Origin of the sequence: Roseovarius sp. MMSF_3359, assembly GCF_030733385.1 — a bacterium.
Taxonomy (GTDB): Bacteria; Pseudomonadota; Alphaproteobacteria; order Rhodobacterales; family Rhodobacteraceae; genus Roseovarius.
The window spans coordinates 24,473-42,928 of sequence record NZ_JASHJC010000004.1 but is presented as its reverse complement, the minus strand read 5'-3'; the positions used below and the strand labels follow the sequence as shown (position 1 = coordinate 42,928).

Here is an 18,456-nt window from a genome sequence, read left to right as displayed (position 1 = left end):
TGTGTCAAGTCAGCGCCTCAAGCCGTGCAACCTCTCGCCGCATCCCGTCAACCAGCGCCTCGGCGAAACGATTGAGCCGCTCCAGACGCCGGTCATCCGCATGGCGCACCAGGTAAAAGCTGCGGGTCAGGCTCAACTCCTCGGGCAAGACCTTCTGCAGCCCTTGGGTCCAGGGAATGGCGAAGTCATGCACGATGCCGATGCCGCTGCCGTTCCGGATCCAGTTGATCTGCACCGAGACCGAATTGGACGACAGCGTCACCTGTTCGACACCGGTCTCGCTGAGATAGTCCAGTTCCTTGTCGAAAATCATGTCCTGGATATAGCCCACCACCCGATGCCCCTTGAGATCGTCAAGCGACCGGATCGGCGGGAAGCGGGCTAGATATTCAACCGAAGCCGCGAGGTGCAGCTTGTAGTCCGCGACTTTCTGCACCGTCAGGCGGCCCGCATTGGGCGGGCTGACGGCGACGACCATATCCGCCTCGCGCCGGGTCAGGTTGAAGACCCGCGGCAGCGCAACAAGCTGAATTTCCAGGTCGGGGTTGTCGTTCGAGATCTGCTCGCACACCTGTGGCAGCAGGAAATTGGCCGACCCGTCGGGCGCGCCGATCCTGATCTGCCCGCTGAGGCCGCCGGTCGTCCCCATCATCTCTTCGGCGGCTTCCTGCATCGCCTGCTCCACGCGCATGGCATGGCCCATCAACCGCTGTCCTGCGTCGGTCAATGCGTAACCCGTTGGAGATTTGGCAAAAAGGGGTGCGCCATAGGCGCCTTCAAGCCGCGCGATGCGCCGGCCCACCGTGGCCGGGTCGATCTTGAGCACCCTGCCCGCCCCCGACAAGCTGTCGCGCCGCGCCACAGCCAGAAAAATCCTGAGATCATCCCATTGCGGGTCCATCCATCATCCCCTTTGCATTTTTGCAAATCTCTTTTGGAATATTGCCTCTTTTACAATGAAAATTGCAACGCTACCCTGCGCACAAATTTCCAAGGAGGAAGAAATGCAGGAACTGACGCACTTTCTGAACGGCGAACAGGTCAAAGGCTCGTCCGGTCGTTTCGACGACGTATTCAACCCCGCGACCGGCGAGGTTCAGTCGAAATGCCCGATGGCCAGCGTGGCGGAAACCACCAAGGCGATCGAAGATGCCGCCGCGGCGCAGGTCGCCTGGGGCGCCACCAACCCGCAGAAACGCGCGCGGGTGATGATGGCCATGGTCGGCCTGATGAACCGCGACATGGACAAGCTGGCCGAGGCGCTGAGCCGCGAGCACGGCAAGACCATTCCCGACGCCAAGGGTGACCTGCAGCGCGGCCTGGAAGTGATCGAATACTGCATCGGCGCGCCGCAGATGCTCAAAGGTGAATACACCGATGACGCGGGCCCCGGCATCGACATGTACTCCATGCGCCAGCCCCTGGGTGTTGTCGCGGCGATCATGCCGTTCAACTTCCCCGCCATGATGCCGCTCTGGCATGTCGGACCGGCGCTGGCCTGCGGTAACGCTGTTGTGCTGAAGCCGTCGGAACGCGACCCGTCGGTTCCCCTGATGCTGGCAGAGCTCTTTGTCGAAGCCGGCCTGCCCAAAGGTGTGTTCCAGGTCGTCAATGGCGACAAGGAAGCCGTGGACACGCTTCTGGATCATGACCTGATTGGCGGTGTGTCCTTCGTGGGCTCGACCCCGATTGCGCAATATATCTACAGCCGCGCCACCGCGAACGGCAAACGCGCGCAGTGCTTCGGCGGCGCCAAGAACCACATGATCGTCATGCCCGACGCCGATATGGATCAGGCCGCCGACGCGCTTGTGGGCGCCGGGTTTGGCGCGGCAGGCGAACGCTGCATGGCCATCTCGGTTGCCGTGCCCGTTGGCGATGAAACCGCCGACCGTCTGATTGATGCGTTGGTCCCACGGGTCGAGAAGCTGCGCGTAGCACCATATACAGACGGCAACGACGTCGACATGGGTCCGGTTGTGACCGGGGCCGCCAAGGAGCGTATCCTGGGCCTGATCCAGTCCGGCGTCGATCAAGGTGCAAAACTGGTCGTCGACAACCGCGATTTCAAATTGCAGGGCTACGAAGATGGCTTCTTTGTCGGGCCGCACCTCTTTGACCATGTCACGCCCGATATGGACATCTACAAGCAGGAGATCTTCGGCCCGGTCCTCAGCACCGTGCGCGCGAAGACCTACGAAGAGGCGATTGGCCTCGCCATGGACCACGAATACGGCAACGGCACGGCGATCTTCACCCGTGACGGCGACACCGCCCGCGATTTCGCACATCGGATCAATATCGGCATGGTCGGGATCAACGTGCCCATCCCGGTGCCGCTGGCCTATCACACCTTTGGCGGCTGGAAAAAATCCATGTTTGGGGACCTGAATCAGCACGGCCCGGATTCGTTCAAATTCTACACAAGGACGAAAACCGTCACCGCACGCTGGCCCTCGGGCATCAAGGAAGGCGGCGAGTTCAACTTCAAAGCCATGGACTAACCCCCTAGGATAGTCGATTTCAAAGCGTCCGCTCCGAAGCGGGCGCTTTTTTAATGTCAGGTCCGCTCTGAGCCCAATGCGAACACGGCCCCCGCCCGGAATCAAGGTGCGCAGCACCGCCGGGCAGCGCCCGACCGCCCCATGGGCGGGCGCTTCTTTACCGTTTCAATCCGAACGATTGTTGGAAGTACACGTCACCATAAAGTACGATGAACCACGTGGGTGCGCCCACCCGCGGTCGGGCGATGCCCTCTGTTGCAATGATGATCAAAGGGCCGTTTCGTACCGATCCAGACCAAACCCATCACCATCCCCTCGGGCGTCGACAGGTCAATTTTTCAACACATTTTCGTCCAATTCGTTGCTTAACCTAACCTCGATACAACTCGGGGATGTCAGATGATGAAACTGTTTGGCTTCAAACAGGAGAGCGACGCGGTACCGGCACCTGAGCTGGAGGTGCCGGATCTGGATAAACGCTACACGCGCTTTCCCCACAAACACCGCCGCACGCTGGCTAGTCCCCCCACCAATCCCCCTGCCAGTTTCGCGGAAGAACCTTCGCGGCAGCCCTGCGAAACCGCACCGGTCATGCCCCGGCGCCCCTCTGCGCGCGGCGTCAAGGAACAGGTCGAGACAACAAGCCTCGCTGATCAACTTCATTCCGAGGCGGCAATTTCCACCGCGCTTTTGCGCCGGGCGCTGCCGCTTCGCTTTGCCGATATCGACGCGGATACCCGGGACGTGGCGCAAGAGAGCGTCGCCGATCTGCAGGCGCAATTCCGCTAGCCCCACCACCACAACCCTCTGCAGTAAAAAAAGCCTCTGACCACTCGCCGCCGGTTCGACGGCCACCCGGCTTGCCAAAAACCCTCCCGGCGGGCATCGTGGACGTGGTGCGGCCAGAGGGAGGGAGCACGTGTCATCAGACCCGGAATTCACAATCGGTATCGAAGAAGAATACCTGCTTGTAGATCGCGACAGCCTGGCCCTTGCCGAAGCGCCGCCCGAGCTGATGGAGGCCTGCAAGAGCGAGTTGGAGGATCAGGTCAGCCCCGAATTCCTGAATTGTCAGATCGAGATCGGCACCAAGGTCTGCCGCAACGTGGCTGAGGCGCGTGATGAGCTGAAACACCTGCGTAGCTGCGTCTCGGAGAACTCGGCCAAGTTCAATCTTGCCCCCATCGCCGCCTCCTGCCATCCGTTCTCGGATTGGCGCGATCAGCATCACACCGACAAGGAACGCTATAACGACTTGTCGCAAAACCTCGCCGGGGTGGTGCGGCGGATGCTGATTTGTGGGATGCATGTGCATGTCGGCATCGACAGCCCCGACCGGCGGATCGACCTGATGAACCAGCTTGCGTATTTCCTGCCGCATATGCTGGCGCTGTCGTGCTCCTCGCCCTTCTGGCAGGGGCGTGACACCGGCCTCGACAGCTACCGGCTGACCGTGTTCGACAACCTGCCGCGCACCGGCCTGCCGCCGCGCATGGAGAGCTTTGGCGAGTTCGAACGCTCGGTTGACGTGCTGGTCGATCTCGGCGTGATCGAGGACAGTTCGAAAATCTGGTGGGACCTGCGGCCATCTTCGAAATTCCCCACGCTGGAGTCGCGTATCTGCGATGTGCAGCCAAGGCTTGAACATACGCTGACACTGGCCGCGCTGACGCAGGCCCTCACCCGGATGCTTTATCGCCTCGCGCGGAAGAACCAACGCTGGCGGATCTATGACAGCTTCCTGGTGGCCGAAAACCGCTGGCGCGCGCAGAGGTACGGCGTCCGCGAAGGGTTGATTGATCTCGGCGAGGGTCAGATCAGCCCGTTTGGCGATCTCTTGGAGGATATCCTTGAGCTGGTCGAGGAAGACGCCCGGTTCTTCGAATCCGTGGCCGAGGTCGAGACCGCCCGCGATATCCTCAGGACCGGAACAAGCTCCACCCGCCAACGCCGCGCTTACGAAGACGCCTTGGCAGCCGAGGATGACCGCGAACACGCGCTGCAGGCCGTCGTGCGCCACCTGATCGAGGAATTCCACGCCGATCTTTGAGCCATTTGCAGGTGCCGCAACGCTTGCAATATTCGTGTAATATTTGGTAATTAAACACACGTTCAATTACCGGATTAAGGGGACGATTCGATGGATTTCGCGCTGACCGAGGAACAAACCGCCATTTTCGACATGGCGCATGCCTTTGGGCAGGACAACATCGCCCCCCATGCCCGCGATTGGGAGCGGCAAGGCACCATCCCCAAAGAGCTTTGGCCGCAGATTGCGGAGCTTGGCTTTGGCGGCCTCTATGTCTCGGAAGAGACCGGTGGGTCGGGCCTCACGCGGCTCGACGCGACGCTGGTTTTCGAAGCCCTATCAATGGCTTGCCCCTCGGTCGCGGCATTCCTGTCGATCCATAACATGTGCGCCAAGATGATCGACACCTTCGGCAGCGATGATCTGAAGGCGCGGATCATGCCCGACATCCTGACCATGAAAACCGTGGTCAGCTACTGCCTGACCGAACCGGGCTCCGGCTCGGACGCAGCGGCATTGAAAACCCGCGCGACCCGCAGCAACGAGGGCTATACCCTGAACGGCACCAAGGCATTTATCTCGGGCGGCGGCTATTCCGACGCCTATGTGGTCATGGTCCGCACCGGCGAGGATGGCCCAAAGGGCATCTCGACCATCTATGTGGAGGACGGCACCGAGGGGCTGAGTTTTGGCGGGCTTGAGGACAAGATGGGCTGGCGCTCGCAACCCACGGCGCAGGTGCAATTCGACGAGTGCAAGATCAGCGCCGACAACCTCGTGGGCGAGGAAGGCAGCGGGTTCAAATACGCGATGGCGGGGCTTGATGGCGGGCGCCTCAATATCTCCGCCTGCTCGCTTGGGGCGGCGCAAACCGCGCTCAACATGACCCTGCAATACATGTCCGAGCGCAAGGCGTTTGGGCGGTCGATTGACCAGTTCCAGGCGCTGCAATTCCGCCTCGCCGACATGGAGATCGAGTTGCAGGCCGCCCGCACCTTCCTGCGGCAGGCGGCGTGGAAACTCGACACCGGCGCGCCCGATGCCACGAAATTCTGCGCCATGGCGAAACGGTTTGTTACCGAGACCGGCTCGAAAGTGGTCAACCAATGCCTGCAACTGCATGGCGGCTATGGCTACCTCGCCGATTACGGCATCGAAAAACTGGTGCGCGATCTGCGCGTGCATGAAATCCTGGAAGGCACGAACGAAATCATGCGCCTCATCGTCGCCCGCCAATTGCTGGCGGAACAATGAGCGATATCACGATCCGCAAGGCGGGCCGCGCGGGGCGCATCACCCTCACCCGCCCAAAGGCGCTCAACGCCGTCACCTACGAGATGTGTCAGGCGATCGAGGCCGCGTTGGACGAATGGCGCGACGATGATGAGGTCGCGCTGGTCATCATCGACGCCGAGGGGGACAAGGCGTTCTCTGCCGGGGGCGATATCCAGAAACTCTACGAGACCGGCCGCGCGGGCGATTTCGCCTATGGGCAGAAATTCTGGGCGGATGAATACCGGCTCAATGCCAAGATCCGTGAATACCCCAAGCCCTACATTGCCTTCATGCAGGGTTTTACCATGGGCGGCGGCGTCGGCATTTCCTGCCACGGGTCGCACCGGATCGTCGGCGAAAGCAGCCAGATCGCCATGCCCGAATGCGGCATCGGTCTTGTCCCCGATGTGGGCGGCTCGCTCATGCTGGCGCAAGCACCCGGGCGATTGGGGGAATACCTTGGCACGACCGGCGCGCGCATGGGGCCGGCAGACGCCATTATGGTTGGGTTTGCAGATAGTTACGTGCCACAGGAGATGTGGTCATACCTGATATCCAAGCTGGAAGAAACCGGTGATGTATCCGCGATCGGGAAAGAATCGCAAATCCCGCCCGACGGCACCCTGGCCGCGCAGCAGGCGCAGATTGATGCGCTTTTTGGCGGCGATGGCCTGATCGACGTTCTGAACGCTCTGCGCAGCGACGAAAGCGACTTTGCCGCGGGTGCGCTCAAGGCTCTGTCGCGCAGTTCGCCCCTGTCGGCGGCCTGCGCCATCGAGATGGTCCACCGGTTGCGCCGCACCGGGGTGACGATCCGCGATGCGCTGGAGCTTGAGTATCGCTTCACCCACCGTGCGATGGAACATGGCGACTTCCTTGAGGGCATCCGCGCTGCGGTGATCGACAAGGACCGCAGCCCGAATTGGCAACACGATCTGGACAACCCGCCCTCACTGGCGGCGACCAAGATGCTTATGCCACTGGGCGAAAACAAACTGACATTCGACGAGGGAGACTAGGCCATGAAGATCGGGTTTATCGGGTTGGGCAATATGGGCGGGCCGATGGCGGCCAACCTGGCCAAGGCCGGGCATGAGGTGGCCGGTTTCGACATGGCCGATGTGGCCATCGACGGCGTGAGCCTGGTCAAAAGCGCCGAAGAGGCCGCGACGGGCCGCGATGTGGTCATCACCATGCTGCCCAACGGTCAGATCCTGCGCGCGGTCGCGGATCAGGTCATCCCGGTCATGCAAAAAGGCGCAGTGCTGCTGGATTGTTCGACCGTCGACGTGGAAAGCGCGCGCGCCGTGGCCACTCAGGCGCAGGATGCCGGGCTTTCCGCGCTCGATGCCCCTGTTTCCGGCGGTGTCGGCGGCGCGCAGGGCGGCACGCTCACCTTCATGGTGGGCGGCGACGATGCGGGCTTTAATACTGCCAAGGAACTCTTTGACATCATGGGGCAAAAGGCGGTTCATTGCGGCCCATCTGGCAATGGTCAGGCCGCGAAGATCTGTAACAACATGATCCTGGGTGCGACGATGATCGTGACCTGCGAGGCCTTTGCGCTGGCTGACAAGCTGGGCCTTGACCGGCAGGCGATGTTCGACGTGGTCAGCACCTCATCGGGCTATTCCTGGTCGATGAACGCCTATTGCCCGGCGCCGGGGATCGGCCCGCAAAGCCCGTCGGACAATGACTATCAACCGGGGTTTGCCGCGGACCTGATGCTCAAGGATCTGCGCCTCGCGCTGCAGGCGGCGGAGGCCGCGGACGCGGACACGCCGATGGGCCGCGCCGCGCGGGATCTCTATGCGCAATTTGTGGAAAACGAGGACGGTGCGGGCCGCGATTTCAGCGCCATGCTGCCCCGGTTCGAAAAACGCGGGCACGCATAGGAAAAGGCCCCGAAAATCCTCCGGGGCCTTTCAATATCTCATGGGTTTCAGCCCGCGGCGGCCACAGCCCGCTTGGTCATCACGCCCACCAGATGGGCGCGGTAATCGCCACTGCCATGCAGGTCGCTGATCATGCCATCCCCGGCGAGCGACAAACCGTCAAGCGCGCCCGCGGAGAAGTCCGAGCTCAGCGCCGCCTCGGCCTCGGACCAGCGGAAGACGCCCTCTTCGGACGCCCCCGTCACGGCAACCCGCACGCCATCCGCGTATTTGGCGACAAAAATCCCCACCAACGCAAAGCGCGATGCGGGCTGTTCGAACTTCGCATAAGACGCCTTTTCCGGCACCGGGAACTTGACCTCGGTGATGATCTCGCCCTCGTTCAGGGTTGTCGCGAAAAGCCCGTCAAAGAAATCATCCGCCGCGATTTCCCGCGATGACGTGACCACCGTCGCCCCCGAGGCGAGAACCGCCGCCGGATAGCAGGCGGACGGATCGTTATTGGCGAGCGATCCGCCAATGGTGCCGCGATTGCGCACGGCCGGATCACCGATATTGCCCGCAAGCGACGCCAGCGCCGGATAGGCCCCGGCCCCGGCGGCGACATCGGCGTGGGTCGTACCCCCGCCGATGCAAAGCGCGCCATCGTCGGCAGTGCAGATTCCTTTGATCTCGTCCACCGCACCAAGGCTCACCAGCTTTTCCGGCATCGCCAGTCGCTGTTTCAGCGTCGGGATCAGGGTCTGCCCGCCGCCAAGCGCCTGCGCCTCGGACGCATCGCTCAGGAGTTTCACCGCATCGGCCAGGCGTGTGGGACGTTCGATATCAAATGAATACATGTCTGATCTCCTTACCCTTGCATGGCCTGCCACACGCGCGACGGCGAGAGCGGCATATCGATATGGGTGACGTTGTGACCGCCGCTTTGCAGCGCATCGACGACCGCATTGACCACCGTTGGCGGGGAGCCAATCGCCCCGGCCTCGCCGCAGCCCTTCACGCCAAGGGGGTTGTGCGTACAGGGCGTCTGGCACGAATGATCGACGGCATAGAACGGCACGTCATCGGCCCGCGGCATGGCGTAATCCATGTAGGACCCGGTCAGAAGCTGGCCGTTGTCGTCATAGGCGCAGTTTTCGAGCAAGGCTTGCCCGATCCCCTGCCCGAGGCCCCCATGGACCTGCCCGTCAACGATCATCGGATTGATGATGTTGCCGAAATCATCCGCCGCCGCGAAGCGTTCGATGGTGACCTTGCCGGTTTCGGGATCGACCTCCACCTCGCAGGCATAGGCGCCCGAGGGATAGGTGAAGTTGGCCGGATCGTAGAACGCGGTCTCCTCCAGCCCCGGTTCGACATCCTCGATCGGGTAGTTATGCGGCACGTAAGCGGCCAGGGTCACATCGCCCCAGGCCACCGATTTGTCGGTACCTGCGACGCTGAACTGGCCGTCCTTGAGTTCGATATCCGCATCAGATGCTTCAAGGAGGTGCGCTGCGATCTTCTTGGCCTTGGCAATGATCTTTTCGGTCGCACGCACCATGGCCGACCCGCAGACCGCCAGGGAGCGGGAGCCATAGGTGCCCATGCCAAACGGGATCTTGGACGTATCACCATGCACGATATCGACCATCGCGGGGTCGATGCCCAGCATCTCGGCCACCACCTGCGGGAAGGAGGTTTCATGCCCCTGCCCGTGGCTATGGGCGCCCACCATGACCGAGATCGAGCCGGTGGCATTCACCCGCACCGTTGCCGCATCGTAAAGCCCCGCGCGGGCACCAAGCGCACCGACCAGCGCCGAGGGCGCAATCCCGCAGGCCTCGATATAGCAGTTGACCCCAAAGCCACGCAGCTTGCCACGCGCCTCCGATTCCGCCCGCCGCGCGGCAAAGCCCGCGACATCGGCAATCTCTTCGAGCTTGTCCATCGTGGCCACGTAATCGCCCGTGTCGTACTCGACCGCCACGGGCGTGGCATAGGGGAACTCGGTGATGAAGTTCTGCCGCCGGAGCGCAATCGGATCGACGCCCAACTCCCGCGCGGCTTTGTCGATCACCCGTTCGATCTGATAAGTCGCCTCGGGCCGTCCGGCCCCGCGATAGGCGTCGACCGGCACGGTGTTGGTAAAGACCGCTTTGACGTTCACATAGATGTTGGGCGTCTTGTAGTTGCCCGCCATCAACGTGCCGTGCAGATAGGTCGGCACGCAGGGCGCGAAGGTCGAGAGATAGGCGCCCATATTGGCGTAGGTTTCCGTGCGGATCGCGGTGAAGTTATTGTCCGCATCCAGCGCCAGGTCGATCTTGGTCACGTGATCGCGACCTTGGGCGTCAGAGATGAACGCCTCCGACCGGCTCGAGGTCCACTTGACCGGCCGGTTCATCGCTCGCGCCGCGAAGGTACAGAATGCCTCTTCGGCGTAGTGATAGATCTTGGAGCCAAAACCGCCGCCCACATCGGGGGCGACCACACGCAGTTTATGTTCCGGAATGCCCAGCACGAACGCGCCCATCAGGAGGCGGATCACATGCGGGTTCTGCGAGGTTGTATAAAGCGTGCTTTCGTCATTGGCGCGGTGATAGTCGCCCACGGCCACGCGCGGCTCCATCGGGTTGGCCACAAGCCGCTGATTGACTAGCTCCAGCGTGGTGACATGGGCCGCATTGGCAATCGCCTCGTCCACGGCGCCCTTGTTATCCTCGACAAAACCCCAATCGTAGCAAAGGTTCGAGCTCAGATCGTCATGCACCTTGGTCGCGCCATCGGCGAGCGCGGCCTTCATGTCGATCACGGCGGGCAGTTCGTCGATATCGACCTCGATCGCCTCCGCCGCATCGCGGGCCTGTTCATAGGTTTCGGCCACCACGGCGACAATCGGATCGCCCACATGGCGGACCTTGCCCTGGGCCAGCACCGGGTGCGCGGGCTCCTGCATCGGCTCGCCATGCTTGTCGGTCACCTGCCAGCCGCAGGGAATGCCCCCCACCTCGGCGAAATCCGCCCCGGTGAAGATGCGCAACACACCCGGCATACCGTCCGCCGAGGACGTATCCACGTTGTTGATCGTCCCATGCGCCACGTCCGAGCGCAGGAAATGCACATAGGCCTGACCGTTCAGGTTGATGTCATCGGTATAATTTCCGGACCCGGTCAGAAACCGGACGTCCTCGCGGCGCGGTGTCGGTGCGCCAATGCCTCCATCTGCTGGCATGTCTTATCCTCCCTGTTGGCGCGTCATTCCGCGGCGATGTGCGATACGTCTTGACCGGCGGCGGCCATGATCGCCTTGACGATGTTGTGATACCCGGTGCAGCGGCAGATATTGCCCTCCAGGTAATCGCGGATTTCCGCCTCACTCGGGTTCGGGTTCTCCGACAAAAGCGCGGCGGCGCTCATCACCATTCCCGGGGTGCAGAATCCGCATTGCAATCCGTGGTGGTCCTGAAACGCCTGCTGGATCGTACCAAGGGAGCCGTCGTCATTGGCCATCCCCTCAACGGTGGTGACCTCGGCGCCTTCGGCTTCGGCGGCGAACATGTTGCAGGATTTGACGGCCTTGCCATCCACATGCACCACGCAGGCCCCGCATTGGCCGGTATCACACCCCACATGGGTGCCGGTCAGGCCCAGATTTTCGCGCAGGAATTCAACAAGTAATGTGCGGCCTTCGACTTCGCCGGACGCAGACTTGCCATTCACGGTCATGCTGACCTGTGACATCGGCACCTCCCAGTTTGTTATTGTCTATTGCCGAAAGATAACCACGCATCCCCCGCCATGGGAAGGATGTTTTCCGGCCCGGCAGGTAATCGCGACTAAAGTAGCATCCCGAATTTGCATGTTCCCTCTGCCTCCTTTCGTTCATCTTTTGGGTTGAATGAAGTTGGATGACATGTTATTCACCCATATGGTTGAACAAGAATCACATGACTGGCTGACCGATATTCTCAAGGCCGCAAGCGACCCGACCCGCCGCGCCATCCTGACGCTTCTGGCGCAGCATGGCGCGCAACGGGTCACCGCCATCGCCGGGCATTTCGACATGAGCCTCAATTCCGTCTCCAAGCACATCAAGGTACTGGAACGGGCCGGGCTGGTAATCCGCCGCACGGAATGGCGCGAACACCTGATCGAGGTGCAGATGGACCCGCTGCGGGAAATCGACCGCTGGTTTGACGATCTCCGTTCGATCTGGGCGCAACGGCTTGAGGCGCTCGACACTCTGCTCACAAAGGACACTGCCACATGACACTCACGGATACCGACCTCACCCTTACCGTTACCCGCACCATCGCCGCCCCGCCCGAGCGCGTCTTCGATGCCTGGCTCGACCCCGAGATGCTGATGAAGTTCATGCAGCCCGGACCCGGCATGACCACACCAAGCGCCTGCGCCGATCCGCGCGAAGGCGGGCGGTTCGACCTCATCATGAAACGCGACGAGGACGAGATGCCCCATGGCGGCGTCTACAAGGTCATCGACCGGCCCCGGCAGATCGTCTTTTCATGGGAATCGCCTTTCGCCGTCGAAGGCAGCACCGTGACACTCGATTTCCACGCCGAAGGGGGTGGCACCCATGTGACCCTCACCCACGTGCGCTTCCCCAATGAGGAGAGCCGCGGCAATCACGAAAACGGCTGGACCGCCATTCTGGCCCGTCTGGCTGACGTTATCTGAACCACACATGCGCAGGCGGGACTGAATTCCGACCCGCCTGGGCTTTATTTCGCTTGCCAAAACCGAGGCCGCAGGATTGAGTTTCCGGAAATGACCGGAGACCACGATGACCCTTCACTTTGATGCCGCCGAATATGCCGCCCGACAGGCCCGCGCCACCCAGGCCGTGGCCGATGCCGGGCTAGATGCGCTCATTATGTTCGCCCCCGAAAGCCATTTCTGGATCAGCGGTTATGACACGTTCGGCTTTGCCATGTTCCAGGCGATGGTGTTGACCGCCAATGGTGATCTGCACCTGCTGACCCGCCTGCCCGACCTGCGGCAGGCGCAACTGACCTCGACACTCTCGGATGACGAAATCCACATCTGGACCGAGGTCGAAGGGGCCCAACCGGTGCAGGACCTCATCAAGCTGCTGGGCCGGCTCGGCGTGGCAAACGGGCGGATTGGGTTTGAGTCCAACACCTCCGGCCTCACGGATTTCAACGGCCAGATGGTGCGCAGCGCCCTACCCGACATGGCGGATGCGTCCGAATTGATCCGCGGCCTGCGCCGGATCAAATCCCCGGCGGAGATCGAGATGCACCGCAAGGCCGCGGCCCTTTCGGATGATGCGATGGATGCGGGCCTCGCCGTGACCCGCGCCGGTGCCTTTGAGGGCGATATCCTGGCGGAGATGCAGGGCGCGGTCTTCAAGGGCGGCGGTGACTATGCAGGCAATGAATTCATCCTCGGCTCCGGCCCCGGTGCGCTTCTTTGCCGGTATTACTCAGGTCGCCGCCACCTCGATGCGCAGGATCAGATCACCTGGGAATGGTCCGGCGCCTATGCCCGCTACCACGCCGCCATGATGCGCACCGTTGTGATCGGCGAACCCGACGCGCATCAACGCCACATGCACGCGGCCTGTGTCGAGGCGCTGGAGGCTTGCGAAGACGCGATCCGTCCGGGCGACCCCATGGGCAATGTCTTTGATGCCCACGCCCGCGTGTTCGACGCCGCAGGTCTCCACCACGCCCGGTCACAGGCCTGCGGCTATGCCATGGGCGCGATCTACAACCCGATCTGGGTGGATTTCCCGATGTTCTATCACGGCAATCCGCTTCTGATGCAGGAAAATCAGGTGTTCTTCCTGCACATGATCCTGATGGACAGCGAGGCCGGACAGGCCATGTGTTACGGCCATTCGGTGCGCGTCACCGACACTGGCGTCGAGCGTCTGTCTCGCCAACCGCTGGAATTGCTGATCCGCTGAGTGACAATGACCGTTTTGCGGACGAACTGGACATCCGAGAACAAGCCGCGCGATGGCCAGACCGCGGGTTGGCGAACAACCGTGTTCAGATGCACTTTATCCTTGCCAAGTTCGGAAAACCAAAATTCGTCGCGCAACCTCTCCAAATCGCCAGCCCTTGCGGGCGGTCTGGCGATCGCGCGGCGGCCTACGGCCTTGATTCCGCGCTTGAAGCAAACTCGAAAGTCGGCACAGAGCTCACTGCGATCATCCGATGCCATTTAGCGAGCGGTTCAGGGACGAACAGTTGGTTTGCGGACAAAGCGTCCCTTGACGTGTCTAAATCCTTTGTTTCATGTGACGGCTATGTTGTGTTTCTCGCGCCATCACCGAAATGGGTGATTTTCCATCGAACGTACTTTCCCATTTTACACCATTCCACGAGTGGCTTGATGAAATTGTGGAACATTCCGACCATGCGTTTCCCGAAGGTGGAATGAATTGGCGGGTAGATTTCTCTAAGCGAAAATCGGACGTGGACAAAAAAGTGCTGTCCAATCTCAAAGATTGGCGTCAATTCAGCAGCCTCGAAAATACAAAAGATATCAGTCTCATGTGGTCGAGGTTCTATTGGGCCGCGGCTGGGCTTGGTGGATCGCTGCAAAGCCTCGTTCTTCCTGAGGAATGGTCTGCAAAAGAAACCAAGCTCACGCAGGACAATTTGAAGAATGTGGAATTTGTTGCGGCGCTGTTCGTCTCCGCCCAAGCTAGCGGTTATTGGTTTTCATTTGAAGAGGACGATAACGGGATATCGATAGACTGTGTTACGCTTTTCGGAAAGCGCGTTCTTGAACACAGTGTGTATTGGTCAATTGATTAGGCGGCTTTGGGCTCAGAGCAGCCATTAACAAAACAAATAATCGGCCCCTGTTTAGATAGCGGTCCGCTTCATTAATTCGCCAGATGCGTTCCGGCGACGACGGGAACCTCCATCGTATTCTTGCTCCGCCGCCGGGACTACCCCATATAAAGACCATGCTGAAGCTCATGCCCTTCATATTGGCCATCGCCTATGCCCTCGCCATGTACCGGTTTTCGGTCTGGCGGACCCAGCGCGAGCTTGACGCCCGCTCGACCGAACTGGCCGATCCGCTGCTCAAGGTGATGACCGACCGGCTGGCCCGCGCGCTCGATCTGCCGCGGATCAAGGTGCATATCTACGAGATCGACCCGGTGAACGGCCTCGCAGCACCGGACGGCCGCATCTTCATCACCCGCGGCTTTTATCGCAAGTTCCAGAACGGAGAGGTTAGCGCCGACGAAATGGCCAGCGTGATCGCCCATGAGCTGGGCCATGTGGCCCTCGGTCATTCGCGGCGCCGGATGATCGACTTCTCGGGCCAGAATGCGCTGCGCACGGCACTTGCGATGCTCCTGAGCCGCTTTCTGCCCGGGATCGGGGTATGGATTGCAAACGGGCTGACCTCCCTTCTGGCTGCGCGGCTGTCACGGTCGGACGAGTATGAAGCGGACGCCTATGCCGCCGCCCTGCTGACCAAGGCCGGGATCGGCACGACCCCGCAGAAATCGCTCTTCCACAAGCTTGAAGACCTGACCCAGGCCCGCGCCGGCGCCGCCCCCGCCTGGTTGATGAGCCATCCCAAGACCGACGAACGCATCGCCGCCATCGAAGAGCTCGAAGCGCGCTGGCAGTAGTGTCTTAGGGTTCAGGAGAGCGCCTTGCCCAGGCGAGGTAGCCGGGCTTTCTTGAGGAGGCTCCGCATCTGCCAGGTTTGACCGGAGAGGCGATTGGCGTCGGTCAGCACATCGGCCGCGACCTGCGCCACCAGATCCGGTTGCGCCTGCCAGATGCCGTGCAAAAACCCGTCGGGATCAGTCCGGCTCAGCCCCTCTTCGGCCAGGATGTTGCGTGGGAAGTCCTTGGCGTTGAGCGTCAGGATCACATCCGCCGATCCGGCAATCGCCGCGGCCAAGACATGCGTGTCCGCCGGATCCGGCAACCAGAGCCGTTCTTCGAGCGCCGCGGAATAGCGCACCTCTGCCTCGGGGAAGCGCGCGGCCAGCATCGCGGCTTCGGCGCCCGCCTGCGCAACGCCTTCAGCGCCGAGTTTCATCGCTGCCCGCTGCCACTCCTCGATAATCCGCGCGGACCAGAGCGGCGTGAAGACACCCTTTGCGGCCACGCCAAGGATCATCTGGCGCATCACCGTGGGATAGATCACGCAGGTATCGAGCAGCACTTTCATAACCGGTAGAACAGCGCCTTGAGATAGCTGCTTTCGGCCAGTTGCGGATGGGTCGGATGGTCCGGCCCCGCCGCGCCGGTGTGAATAAGCTGTCCAGACCGCCCCGCACGCCCGATCCCGCGGGTAGAGGCCGCGCGGAACCGCCCCAGATCGGCGGCGTGCGAACAAGAGCAGAGGCCCAGATACCCGCCCTCAGCCACCAGTGGTGCGGCAAGCCGTGCGACACGTTCATAGGCGCGCAATCCCGCCTCCAACGCCTTTTTCGACGGTGCAAAGGCCGGCGGGTCGCAGATCACCACGTCGAATTCGGCCCCTTCCGCGGCGAGGGCCGTCAGGACGTCGAAGGCATCGCCCTTGCGGGTGGCGAATACGTCGGATTTGCCCATGGCATCGGCCCCCTGCCCCGCCAGCGAGAGCGCCGGTTCCGAGCCATCGACCGCCAGTGCCGAGCTGGCCCCACCGGCCAGCATCGCCAGTGAAAACCCCCCGACATGGGAAAACACATCCAACACCCGCGCCCCTTGGGCCAGTTTTGCCGCAAAAGCATGGTTCGGGCGCTGATCGTAGAAAAGCCCGGTCTTCTGTCCCCCGGTCAGATCCGCCATATAGGTAGCGCCGTTCATCGGCACCGGCAGTGCCGCATCAGGGGCCTCGCCGATCAACGCTGCGCTCTTGTCATCAAGCCCCTCAAGCCCACGCGCGCGGCCGGATGCGTTTTTGAGCACCGTAGTGACGCCTGTCACCTCGACCAAGGCCTGCGCCAGCTCCGGCAGCAAGGCGTCCACCCAGGCAGCATTCGGTTGGATCACCGCCACCTCCCCGAACCGGTCGATCACGACGCCGGGCAGGCCATCCGCTTCGGCATGGATCAGGCGGTAAAAGGGCCGGTCGTAGAGCCGCGTGCGCATCTCCAGCGCGCGGGCAAGCCGGGCGATGAGCCAATCGCGGTCAATCGTCGCCGTCAGGTCCGTGGTCAATACCCGCGCCATGATCCGCGACGCGGGGTTGACCGCGACCAGCGCCATCGGCCTGCGCTCGGCATCTTCGAGAACCGCAATCGTCCCAGGGTGCAGCGCCTTGGTGCGGCGGTCGGTGACAAGCTCGTTGTCATAGACCCACGGGAAGCCGTGGCGGATGGCCTGGGGCCGGGTTTTCGGCTTGAGGCGAATAACGGGGCGCGAAGATTGTGTCATGCAGCCCCCATAAAAGGTTTCCGGCCCGTGCGAAAGATTGCATTTGGCGGGTCTGGGCGCAGTCGGCTTCGTTCGATGCCACCCCGAAGCCCCGGATACCAATCGGCGAATCCCGGCACCCCGCGACATGAGCCGCCGGATGGCGCGCCGGTCCGGGCGGATCACGACCGCAATTGCGGCGCAGAAACGGCGTGGGACGACCGAATTGATGGTCCCCAGGCGGCAAAATTTCTGCCGGGTCGGAAAGTGCAACGCATGTGCAACACTTGGCCGACCGACCACCCGCATCAGCGCCTTGCAGATTGACCAAAAGCTCAGGCAACCGAAATATGCGCTTGGGTTTCGGGGGCATTCACACTTGGGTTGACTGGACGTTCTGAATGCAAACCAAACTCGCCTCCGACACGATCGAAATGATCTGTCGCACCTCTCCGATCATCTCCACACCCTCTATCGACAACGCCACCAATGCCGCGCCGCTGGCGAAGGCTCTGACCCGCGGCCGCCTTCCGGTGATCCAGGTGTCGATCCGTGCGCGCAACGCGGCCTCGGTGATCCGCGAGATTGCGCAGGTGCCCGATGCGATCGTGGGCGCGGGCATGATCCTGTCGCCAGACGATGTGCAGATCGCCCGCGAGGCCGGGGCGCAGTTCTGCTCGACCCCGGGCATCACCGATCCGCTGCTGCGCTATTTCGACGGGATCGAAATGCCGCTTTTGCCGGGCGTTGTCACGCCAACCGAGGCGATGCACCTGCTGAGCCGCGGATATACCACGCTCAACTTCTATCCCGGCGGGTCGATGAACGCGCTGGAGACGCTGAAGGCCATGCACCCTCCGCTGCCGCAGATCAGGTTCAGCGTGTCGGGCAACATCGGACTGGACGCGGCCAGGGACTACCTGTCGATGCCCAACGTACTCAATGTCGCGTCTGATTGCGTGGCCCCGGCGGAGCTTATTGAAAGCCACGATTGGGATACCATCACCCGCCACGCCCGCACGTTTTCACAAAGAAAATCCTGACGAGGCGGCCACAGCGCGGGGATTTCGGGAGAATTTTAGCCATTTTGCCGCCATTGTTTCGACCATCACAGGAACGGTCCGGTTCAATCCAACTTCTGCCAGATTTGGGGGTGATCCTGCCTCCAGCTGCTCTTTATCTGGTTGTTTGTTATGGCTCTGTTCCCCATTTTGCTGGTGGCGCTCATCCTGTTGGGTGTTCTCAGCATCTTCTCGCTTGAACCTGCGCGCCGCACCTTTCTTGAAGGGATGGCGATCACCGTGATCTTCGGCTGCTCCTTTGTGGTCGCCGTCGTGATCTACATGGCCATTCAGGCGCTCGGTTAAGATCAAAGGTCACGATCAACGGGCTGCCGCCTC

The 18,456-nt window shown here is 61.8% G+C and carries 19 protein-coding genes; 13 read left to right on the top strand and 6 right to left on the bottom strand.

Annotation, left to right across the window (positions count from 1 at the left end; genetic code table 11):
* Window positions 1-4 precede the first annotated feature (4 nt).
* Complete coding sequence (locus RBB29_RS07180) at window positions 5-901, bottom strand: LysR family transcriptional regulator (RefSeq protein ID WP_306113892.1); 897 nt, start codon at window positions 899-901, stop codon at window positions 5-7.
* Window positions 902-1,004: 103 nt separating this feature from the next.
* Between RBB29_RS07180 and RBB29_RS07175 the strand changes: the two genes are divergently transcribed.
* The 6 genes from RBB29_RS07175 to mmsB all read left to right on the top strand — a co-directional run bounded on the left by RBB29_RS07175 (window position 1,005) and on the right by mmsB (window position 7,703).
* Window positions 1,005-2,504, top strand: coding sequence for a CoA-acylating methylmalonate-semialdehyde dehydrogenase (locus RBB29_RS07175; protein ID WP_306114116.1), 1,500 nt, complete (start codon window positions 1,005-1,007; stop codon window positions 2,502-2,504).
* A 399-nt stretch (window positions 2,505-2,903) separates the two neighbouring features.
* Window positions 2,904-3,293, top strand: coding sequence for a hypothetical protein (locus RBB29_RS07170; protein ID WP_306113891.1), 390 nt, complete (start codon window positions 2,904-2,906; stop codon window positions 3,291-3,293).
* Between the two features lie 130 nt (window positions 3,294-3,423).
* A complete protein-coding gene (locus RBB29_RS07165) occupies window positions 3,424-4,554 on the top strand; it encodes a carboxylate-amine ligase (protein WP_306113890.1) in 1,131 nt (376 codons plus the stop codon).
* 90 nt (window positions 4,555-4,644) lie between these two features.
* Entirely contained in the window at window positions 4,645-5,787 is a 1,143-nt protein-coding gene (locus RBB29_RS07160) for an acyl-CoA dehydrogenase family protein (RefSeq protein ID WP_306113889.1), read from the top strand.
* Complete coding sequence (locus RBB29_RS07155) at window positions 5,784-6,827, top strand: enoyl-CoA hydratase/isomerase family protein (protein WP_306113888.1); 1,044 nt, start codon at window positions 5,784-5,786, stop codon at window positions 6,825-6,827. Before RBB29_RS07160 ends, RBB29_RS07155 begins: the two co-directional genes overlap by 4 nt.
* A 3-nt stretch (window positions 6,828-6,830) precedes the next feature.
* Window positions 6,831-7,703 carry a 3-hydroxyisobutyrate dehydrogenase gene (gene mmsB / locus RBB29_RS07150; protein WP_306113887.1) on the top strand — a complete coding sequence of 291 codons (873 nt, stop codon included), beginning with the start codon at window positions 6,831-6,833 and terminating at the stop codon, window positions 7,701-7,703.
* Window positions 7,704-7,750: 47 nt separating this feature from the next.
* Here mmsB and RBB29_RS07145 read toward each other — a convergent pair whose 3' ends face one another.
* The 3 genes from RBB29_RS07145 to RBB29_RS07135 are packed head-to-tail and all read right to left on the bottom strand — an operon-like array spanning window position 7,751 to window position 11,426.
* A complete protein-coding gene (locus RBB29_RS07145) occupies window positions 7,751-8,542 on the bottom strand; it encodes a xanthine dehydrogenase family protein subunit M (protein ID WP_306113886.1) in 792 nt (263 codons plus the stop codon).
* 11 nt (window positions 8,543-8,553) lie between these two features.
* The gene (locus RBB29_RS07140) at window positions 8,554-10,917 is read right to left on the bottom strand and encodes a xanthine dehydrogenase family protein molybdopterin-binding subunit (RefSeq protein WP_306113885.1); all 2,364 of its coding nucleotides are present in this window, start codon (window positions 10,915-10,917) and stop codon (window positions 8,554-8,556) included.
* A gap of 23 nt (window positions 10,918-10,940) precedes the next feature.
* Window positions 10,941-11,426, bottom strand: a complete 486-nt coding sequence (locus RBB29_RS07135) for a (2Fe-2S)-binding protein (protein ID WP_306113884.1) — start codon at window positions 11,424-11,426, stop codon at window positions 10,941-10,943.
* A 172-nt stretch (window positions 11,427-11,598) separates the two neighbouring features.
* Here RBB29_RS07135 and RBB29_RS07130 point away from each other — a divergent pair, with 172 nt between their 5' ends.
* From RBB29_RS07130 to RBB29_RS07110, 5 genes are all read left to right on the top strand, one after another.
* The gene (locus RBB29_RS07130; RefSeq protein WP_306121118.1) at window positions 11,599-11,955 is read left to right on the top strand and encodes a helix-turn-helix transcriptional regulator; all 357 of its coding nucleotides are present in this window, start codon (window positions 11,599-11,601) and stop codon (window positions 11,953-11,955) included.
* Window positions 11,952-12,383: an SRPBCC domain-containing protein gene (locus RBB29_RS07125; protein WP_306113882.1), complete on the top strand. Its 432-nt coding sequence runs from the start codon at window positions 11,952-11,954 to the stop codon at window positions 12,381-12,383. Before RBB29_RS07130 ends, RBB29_RS07125 begins: the two co-directional genes overlap by 4 nt.
* A gap of 106 nt (window positions 12,384-12,489) precedes the next feature.
* Window positions 12,490-13,638: a Xaa-Pro peptidase family protein gene (locus tag RBB29_RS07120; RefSeq protein ID WP_306113881.1), complete on the top strand. Its 1,149-nt coding sequence runs from the start codon at window positions 12,490-12,492 to the stop codon at window positions 13,636-13,638.
* Between the two features lie 373 nt (window positions 13,639-14,011).
* Entirely contained in the window at window positions 14,012-14,497 is a 486-nt protein-coding gene (locus RBB29_RS07115; RefSeq protein WP_306113880.1) for a hypothetical protein, read from the top strand.
* Window positions 14,498-14,652: 155 nt separating this feature from the next.
* Window positions 14,653-15,333: a M48 family metalloprotease gene (locus tag RBB29_RS07110; RefSeq protein WP_306113879.1), complete on the top strand. Its 681-nt coding sequence runs from the start codon at window positions 14,653-14,655 to the stop codon at window positions 15,331-15,333.
* A gap of 11 nt (window positions 15,334-15,344) precedes the next feature.
* Here RBB29_RS07110 and RBB29_RS07105 read toward each other — a convergent pair whose 3' ends face one another.
* Entirely contained in the window at window positions 15,345-15,884 is a 540-nt protein-coding gene (locus RBB29_RS07105) for an RSP_2648 family PIN domain-containing protein (RefSeq protein ID WP_306113878.1), read from the bottom strand.
* The gene (locus RBB29_RS07100) at window positions 15,881-17,077 is read right to left on the bottom strand and encodes an RSP_2647 family RNA methyltransferase (RefSeq protein WP_306113877.1); all 1,197 of its coding nucleotides are present in this window, start codon (window positions 17,075-17,077) and stop codon (window positions 15,881-15,883) included. The genes RBB29_RS07105 and RBB29_RS07100 overlap by 4 nt, the downstream gene beginning before the upstream one ends.
* A 380-nt stretch (window positions 17,078-17,457) precedes the next feature.
* On the opposite strand from RBB29_RS07100, the gene eda reads away from it, so the two are divergent.
* Together eda and RBB29_RS07090 are read left to right on the top strand one after the other, a co-directional pair.
* Window positions 17,458-18,099, top strand: a complete 642-nt coding sequence (gene eda, locus RBB29_RS07095) for a bifunctional 4-hydroxy-2-oxoglutarate aldolase/2-dehydro-3-deoxy-phosphogluconate aldolase (protein WP_306113876.1) — start codon at window positions 17,458-17,460, stop codon at window positions 18,097-18,099.
* 150 nt (window positions 18,100-18,249) lie between these two features.
* Window positions 18,250-18,423, top strand: a complete 174-nt coding sequence (locus tag RBB29_RS07090) for a hypothetical protein (RefSeq protein WP_306113875.1) — start codon at window positions 18,250-18,252, stop codon at window positions 18,421-18,423.
* Window positions 18,424-18,456 lie beyond the last annotated feature (33 nt).